Below are 6,675 nucleotides of genomic sequence, written 5' to 3' on the forward strand. Positions count from 1 at the left end.
TGCCGGGGTGTGGCCGGGCAACGAAAAGAACAGCAGTTCACGCCCGTCGGCCAGCTTCGTCCGAGTCGGCTGGGGAATGCTCATCGGGTCCCATCTTGGCCGCTATGCCAGAGTCAAGTCACGATAGACAAGCATTCCGCACAAGAGAGGCTGATCACGGGTGTTCGATCGCGCAACCGCGGTATACGTGCGGGCGCAGAACTGGATGATCGGCTCCGACCCGGGATTGCTGCGGCTGCGGATGGCCGCCCGCACAACGGCCTCCTTGGCGGTCGCGCTGTTGATCCTGTTTCTGCTGACCAAGGCCACGCACCAGCCGTTGACCGTGGCGCTGCTCGGCGTGCTGATCACCATGGTGGCCGGACGAGTGGTCAACGAGCCGGACCCGCGCCGGCAGAAGATCACGATGGCGCTGCTACCGCTGCCCGCGGCGCTGGCCATCACCGCCCAGCGCTGCCATCGACCTCGGCGCTGAGGATGTGGTGACGGAAGCGGTTAGAACCGCCCGTGCCGGGTGAGGAAGTCCAACACCGCAGCTGCGAACACGTCGTTGCGATCGCCGGCGACCATGTGCCCGGCGCCGCCGACATCGACGAACTCGACTTGGGGGAAGCGAACCAGGAACTCGTCGGCACGCTCCTGGCTGACCAGGTCGCTCATTTGGCCGCGCACCAGCAGCATGGGCACGCCGCCCGCGAGGATCGTTTCAACCGCCGCGTTCAAGCGATCGACATCGGCAACCTCGGTGGGCGGAAGCGACGCGGTGTTGCTAATGAACTTCGGATCCCAGTGCCAGTACCAGCGATCGCCGCGGCGGCGCAGGTTTGTGCGCAGGCCCTCGAGGTCGGTTGGGCGGGGCCGGTGCGGGTTGTACTCGGCGATCATGTCGGCGACCTCGTCGAGCGACTCGAATCCCGATTTCACCCGGTCGGCCATGAAATTGTGCACCCGGTTCGCTCCGGACTCATCCATGTTGGGCACGATGTCCACCAAGACCGCCGCGCGGGCGATGCCGGGCGAAAGCTCGCCCGCGAGAAGCATTGTCGTGAAGCCACCCAGGGATGCGCCTACTAACACCGGTTGCGGCGACACCCGGCGCAACACTTCTTGAATGTCGAGGGCGAAGCTGGTGAGGCGATAATCGCCGCCTTCCGACCAGTCCGACTCGCCATGGCCGCGCAGGTCGACCGTGATCGCCTGCCAGCCACGCTCGGCCACCGCCGCGGCCGCCTTGCCCCACGAGCGGCGGGTCTGCCCGCCGCCGTGCAAGAACACCACGGCCGCCGCTTCGGGATCGCCCATCCGGTCGGCCACGATGCGCGTGCCACCGACACCGTCAATGGTGAACGTCTCCGGCGTGATGGTCACGACGGTTAATTTAGCTTGTCCAGCGGATTGGAGCGTTCCAGCATGCCAAAAGCTTCTTCGCCGTCCCACCGATAGCGGACGCCCGCCTGCTGAAGCGCGGGAAAGCTGGGCATCTCCTGCTTGAGCGCCTGGGTGGAGAACATCTTGTCGTCGTGATGGATGTCGTGGGTGGACAGGACCGTCTCTCCGTCGATATGCACTGTCCCGCTTGATGTTTCCAGTGCCAGCGAGACGTCCTCGCCGACCGATTGCAGCCTGGTCAGCCACGGCGCCTCGACAACGCGGGCAGGAATCAGGCTGCCGTCGCCGTAAAATACGTAGCCCTCGTTGAATGTTGGCTGGCCGTCGGGGCGCGGCGGATAGGCGATGTAGCCGAAGGCGCGTCCACTTGGAAACAGCGCCGATTGCCAACTGTGGCCCCAGAACCCGGCGAGCTTGCGGACCCCTTGACGGCGGATGCGCAGACCACTGCCGACGAAGCCGCGCTCCTCGTCACCGACCTTCAGCGCCCCCGTCGCGTGGAACAGCTGCTCATAGCGCGGGCCGCCCATCAGGTTGCCTTCGATCGATGTCTTCAGCCGCGACCCCGCCTCGGCGGACAGCGCTCCTTGTACCCACGGCGGAACCGCCATCTTCGCCTCGACGTGAAAGCTGACGTCGACCAGTGGCCCGTGCTTCTTGCCGTCGATCAGATCGCTCGACGAGGTCTGTACCGCCTTGCCGTCGTAGGTCATCGTCCAGGTGTCGAACGGCTCGACGCAGCGGAACCCCAGCCCGCCGGCGCCGAGCACGGTCGGGCGGCCGTCGGGCCCTTCGGCGGGCCAGCTTTTCCCGTTTTCGCGTAGCCGGAAGACCCGCCCGTCGGGGAAGGCCACGTTGACTTGAACGTCGTGCGCATACCAGTTCGCGGCGACGGCCTCAATCCCGATGCGGGGCAAGCCAACTTCGCCGCGGTCGTCGATGACCCAGAAACTCACCGAGTCCCGCATCTCCGGGTCGTCGGGCCGGTGCGCGAACACCTGCTCTCGTAACGGATCGATACCGCCGGTCAGATCAATTGCCATGCAAACTCCTTGCGGCGTAGTCGGCGAACAACGGCCTTACCGCGTCGAGGTCGATGCCGAATGCCATCGGGTCGGCGTGGGTGCTCGGTTCCCGTTCCGCGGCGGCCTCAGCCCACCAAGTGCGCATTCGCGATTCGAATTCGTCGGTGACCGGCTCACCGAGCCATGCGTAGAGTCCGCGAACCTCATTGATCGGGTCGGCCTGCATAGCACGAAAGTCGATGTCGTAGAAGCGATGATCGGCTCCGCCATCGCGGAAGCGCAGCGCTCGTTGCATGCCCAGCGACCAGTGCTCGACATTAAGTTGACCGATGTATTTGCGGTCGATGTGATCGGTGAAGCTGCCGATGATGTCGGCGTAGAGATCTGCCACCGACAAAATCACGTCAGTCGGGTCGCGGTGGGTCATCACAAAGCGAGCGTCGGGGAAGATCCCGTTGAGGTCGTCGAGCCACAACACATGCGACGGCGATTTCAGTCGCCACGGCCGCGTCGGCTCACCCCAGCACAGCAGCTTCATCACCCGCCGCTGGTAGGCGTATGTCGACGCGAAGTCTGCCTTTTCCACCAGCCAGGCCGAGTACGACGGGATCTGCGCAAAGGCTTGGAAGATATGGGATTTGAAGTCCAGCGCCATCAGCTCCAGACACTCCATCGGAGCATGTGTGCCGGTCGGCACGTGCGCCCGCGAGCCGACTTTGTTGCCCTCGTCTTCCGGGATCCGCGGATCGGGACCCTGCACCGTCGACGGTGGCGGACACGGGTGTGAGGACTCCCACCGACGCAGATACCGAATGCCGGGGTCCTGCGAAAGCAGCAACGACAAGGCCGTAGAACCGGTACGGGGCAGACCCAGCCCGATCAACGGCGGCAGGATTTCGACGTCGTCGATCTCCGGGTGGCGGCGATACCAGTCCTCGACCTGCAGTCGCTGCGACAGCGCGGTGACGATGCGGGGATAGATGTAGCCCTCGCCCCGGGTGTTGAGCCGGGCCTCGTCGCGCAGCGAGGCGAGCAGCACCTCGAGCCCTTCCCGGAAGGAGTCGTCGCCGAAGTCCTCCAGGCCGGTCTGCGCGACAGCGCGGCCGACGACGTCGTCGAATTCGGCCACAATGAGCCCCTTCCGGACAATCCGTGTCAGTATACTGACGCGATTATGGGCGAGTTGTCAATGGCCGAATCGCCGCGGCGCCGCTACCACAGCCCGGCGCGCCGCGAACGGGCCGCCGCGACCCGCGAGCGCATCGTCGACGCGGGCGCCCGGCTGGTGCGCGGCTTCACCACCTGGGACTGGGACGAGCTGACCTTTCGCGCCGTCGCCGAACGGGCCGGGGTCAGCGAGCGCACCGTGTACCGCAACTTCCCGGCCGAACGGCATCTGCATGACGCGATCATGGCCCGCCTGGAGGACGAGGCCGGCATCAGCTACCAGGACGTCGAGCTGGACAACCTTGCCGACGTGACGGCCCGGGTCTTCGCCTCGCTGCGACGGTTCGCGATCAAGGACACGGTCGGCGCACCGCGCGGCCCGGCCTTCGCCGGTGCCGACGCTCGACGCCACGAGGCGTTGGATCGCGCGGTCGCCTCCCACGCGCCGGAGCTGCCGGACGCGCGACGCAGAGCACTCGCCGGCCTCCTGGACGTGCTGTGGAGCCCGCCGACCTACGAGCGGCTGATCGGCGCGTGGAACCTCGACAACGCCGAGGCGATTGGTGCCGTGCAGTGGCTGATCGCGAAAGTCATTGCGGAGATTGACGACAATTGAAGTCGTCGAGGTCGACTCGCGATAGCCGCTCAACGAACGTCTCGCCGTTGTACGGGAACTGCGTGACGACCTTGCCGTTGGCGTGGCGGAAGTAGTTGTTGCAGTTGGCAACCCACACGGTTCCGGCCAGCGCGTCCTGGATTTCGGCGTTGTACGCGTCGTGGAGATGCTGTTTGATCTCCACCGACTGGACCCCTCGGCGGCCCATGCCGTCCAACACGCGACGGACGAACTCGGATTGCGCTTCCAGGATGTAGATGATCGAGGTAACCCCGTTCGTGTTGGGGCCATACAGCGTGAACAGGTTCGGGTATCCCGGCACCACGGTGCCCAGGTAGGCCTCGGCGCCGTCGATCCAATCGTCATGGAGCCGGCGCCCGCCACGGCCGTACACGTCAAGGCTGCCAAGGAAATCCACTGCCCGAAAGCCCGTTCCGTAGATGACGGTGTCGACGTCGTGCTCTCTGCCGTCAGCCGTGCGCAGACCCCGTTCGGTGAACTCGACGATCGGCGAAGTCTCCAGCGTCACGTTGGGCAGCGCGAACGTTGGGAACCAGGTGCGCGATTGCAGCGGTCGCTTGCAGCCGACGGGATAGTCCGGGGTCAGCTTGGCGCGCAGCTCCGGATCCTTGACTTTGCGAAGCAGATAGCTGTGCGCCATCCCGGTCAGCTCTTGGGTCATCGTAGAATCGACCGCGAAATTCGCCGACTCGTAGTCCTGGTAGGCGGCGTCGCGTACTTTCAACGCTGCCGCCGGGTCGCGTTCGAAGAGTTCCTGCTGCTCCGGGGTGAACGGCTCGTCATACCGCGGCGATACCCAGATCGGCGTCCGCTGAAAGACCGTCAGGTGCGCAGTGGCCGCGGCGATCTCTGGCACGTATTGGACGGCGCTTGCTCCGGTTCCGATCGATGCAACACGTTCGCCCGCAGTCGATTTGGAGTGGTCCCACTTCGACGAGTGAAAAGCCCGGCCGCGGAATCGGCTCGCGCCGGGGATGTCGGGGATTTTGGGGACGTCGAGCATTCCCACCGCGCTGACCACGATGTCGAATTCGCGGGTCTGGCCGTCGTCGCTGGTCAGCGTCCAGCGCTTGTCGGTGTCCGACCACCGCAACGTCGTGATGCGGGTGCGCGGGACCAGATGCTCGGCCAGACCATGGCCGGCGGCGACCTTTTCGATGTACGCGAGGATCTCCGGCTGGTCGGCGAACGTCTTGCTCCACCGTGGGTTCAGCGCGAACGAGTAGGAGTAGAAGTGCGAGGGTACATCGCAGGCCGCACCCGGATAGGTGTTCTTGCGCCAGGTGCCGCCGAAGTCGTCGCCGCTGTCGAAGATCGTGAAGTCATATCCGCCGTGAGCGAGTTGGATACCCATTGCGATCCCGCCGAGACCCGCGCCGACGATTGCCACCGTCGGCTTGTTCGGCGTTGTGCTCACAGGAAGGAATTCTCCGCGGTCAGTCCACGATCTGGGAAGGCACCAAGCGCGAAGGTCTCGGCATTGCCCAATCCAGCGCCGCCCCCTACGGGATCGTCGACACGCACAAGCAGATCGCGCAGCTGGTGCAGTTGACGTGCGTTCTCCGGCTTGTCGCAGTCGGTAACGTGGCCGCCTTCGACTTTGAGGTCGCCAACCCACTGTCCCAGCACCCAGTCGTTCCACCCGTAGTAGCCGGCGGTGCCCAGGTGAAAACCGGTTGGTCCAGCCGCTGTGATGGTCAGCGGGCGTTTTGTCCCGTCGGTGTCGATCAGCGTGATCGTTCCGTGCGTGAACCGCCGGTTGTCATCCTGGAAGTGCATATCCTGCTCGACCGAGGCGAACCGGTGCGACGTGCCGTCAGCGTTCTGTTGCTCGGCCTGGCAACGTATCTCGGTGAACCCGTCACCGCGCTCCTCTTGATACATCATGAACAACGAGTAGGCGGATCCGTCTGCGCGGGTCAGCGTCATCGGCAGCCAGGTCATGAACATTTGCTTGATCTTTCGGCCCCCGCGCGGTAGCCCTGGTATCGGCTTGCCGACGCCGGGCCGCAGCCCCCACGAGTGATCGCGGATGGAAATCCATTCGTCCGCTTTGATTTCGGTACGGCTGCCATCGACCTCCACCCAGCCCGAGGCCACGCCGACCTGGTGGTAGCGCAGGATGTTGTGGGTGACGCGGTATCCGTCCGGGCTGCGATCCGGCCACGGGTCTTCCAGCGACGCGTCGAAGCTCCCCCGCATGACGACGTCGAACGCGATCGGGGCGTGTTCGGTCGGGTCGAGGCTGACCCGGATGGCACGCAGCGGTTCGACAACGCTGTAATGAATCGGCCCGACGTCGGTGCTGGCCGATGCTGATGACAGCCGCCGTCCGGCGCGTACCGTCCATTGCTCGGTGCCGCGGCATACGCCGGCCGCGCCGTCGAAGACGCCGCGGTTCGTGTACTTGCCGATACCGAGGACGACTTGCAGTGAGTTGTCGCGCGCGTGCGCGAT

The 6,675-nt window shown here is 65.2% G+C and carries 6 protein-coding genes and 1 pseudogene; 2 read left to right on the forward strand and 5 right to left on the reverse strand.

Annotated elements, in window-relative coordinates; translation table 11 throughout:
• Positions 1 to 205 precede the first annotated feature (205 nt).
• Positions 206 to 448 (forward strand): annotated as a pseudogene (locus tag VEI45_RS22490) (FUSC family protein); the annotation flags it as partial.
• 47 nt (positions 449 to 495) lie between these two features.
• On the opposite strand, the gene VEI45_RS22495 reads toward VEI45_RS22490, so the two are convergent.
• The 3 genes from VEI45_RS22495 to VEI45_RS22505 form a co-directional block, all read right to left on the reverse strand.
• On the reverse strand, positions 496 to 1,302 hold the full coding sequence (locus VEI45_RS22495) for an alpha/beta fold hydrolase (protein ID WP_414687563.1): 807 nt from the start codon (positions 1,300 to 1,302) through the stop codon (positions 496 to 498).
• A gap of 71 nt (positions 1,303 to 1,373) precedes the next feature.
• On the reverse strand, positions 1,374 to 2,432 hold the full coding sequence (locus tag VEI45_RS22500; protein ID WP_324856739.1) for a hypothetical protein: 1,059 nt from the start codon (positions 2,430 to 2,432) through the stop codon (positions 1,374 to 1,376).
• On the reverse strand, positions 2,422 to 3,543 hold the full coding sequence (locus VEI45_RS22505) for a sulfotransferase (protein WP_324856740.1): 1,122 nt from the start codon (positions 3,541 to 3,543) through the stop codon (positions 2,422 to 2,424). The genes VEI45_RS22500 and VEI45_RS22505 overlap by 11 nt, the downstream gene beginning before the upstream one ends.
• Before the next feature lie 60 nt (positions 3,544 to 3,603).
• Here VEI45_RS22505 and VEI45_RS22510 point away from each other — a divergent pair, with 60 nt between their 5' ends.
• Positions 3,604 to 4,197 (forward strand): helix-turn-helix domain-containing protein, encoded by a 594-nt coding sequence (locus tag VEI45_RS22510; protein WP_324856741.1) that lies wholly within the window; start codon positions 3,604 to 3,606, stop codon positions 4,195 to 4,197.
• Here VEI45_RS22510 and VEI45_RS22515 read toward each other — a convergent pair.
• Complete coding sequence (locus VEI45_RS22515; protein WP_324856742.1) at positions 4,172 to 5,635, reverse strand: NAD(P)/FAD-dependent oxidoreductase; 1,464 nt, start codon at positions 5,633 to 5,635, stop codon at positions 4,172 to 4,174. The genes VEI45_RS22510 and VEI45_RS22515 overlap by 26 nt on opposite strands.
• The coding region (locus VEI45_RS22520; RefSeq protein ID WP_324856743.1) for a hypothetical protein at positions 5,632 to 6,675 on the reverse strand (1,044 nt) is incomplete at its 5' end. The genes VEI45_RS22515 and VEI45_RS22520, both read right to left, overlap by 4 nt.

Origin of the sequence: Mycobacterium sp. (assembly GCF_035623875.1) — a bacterium.
Lineage (GTDB): Bacteria > Actinomycetota > Actinomycetes > Mycobacteriales > Mycobacteriaceae > Mycobacterium.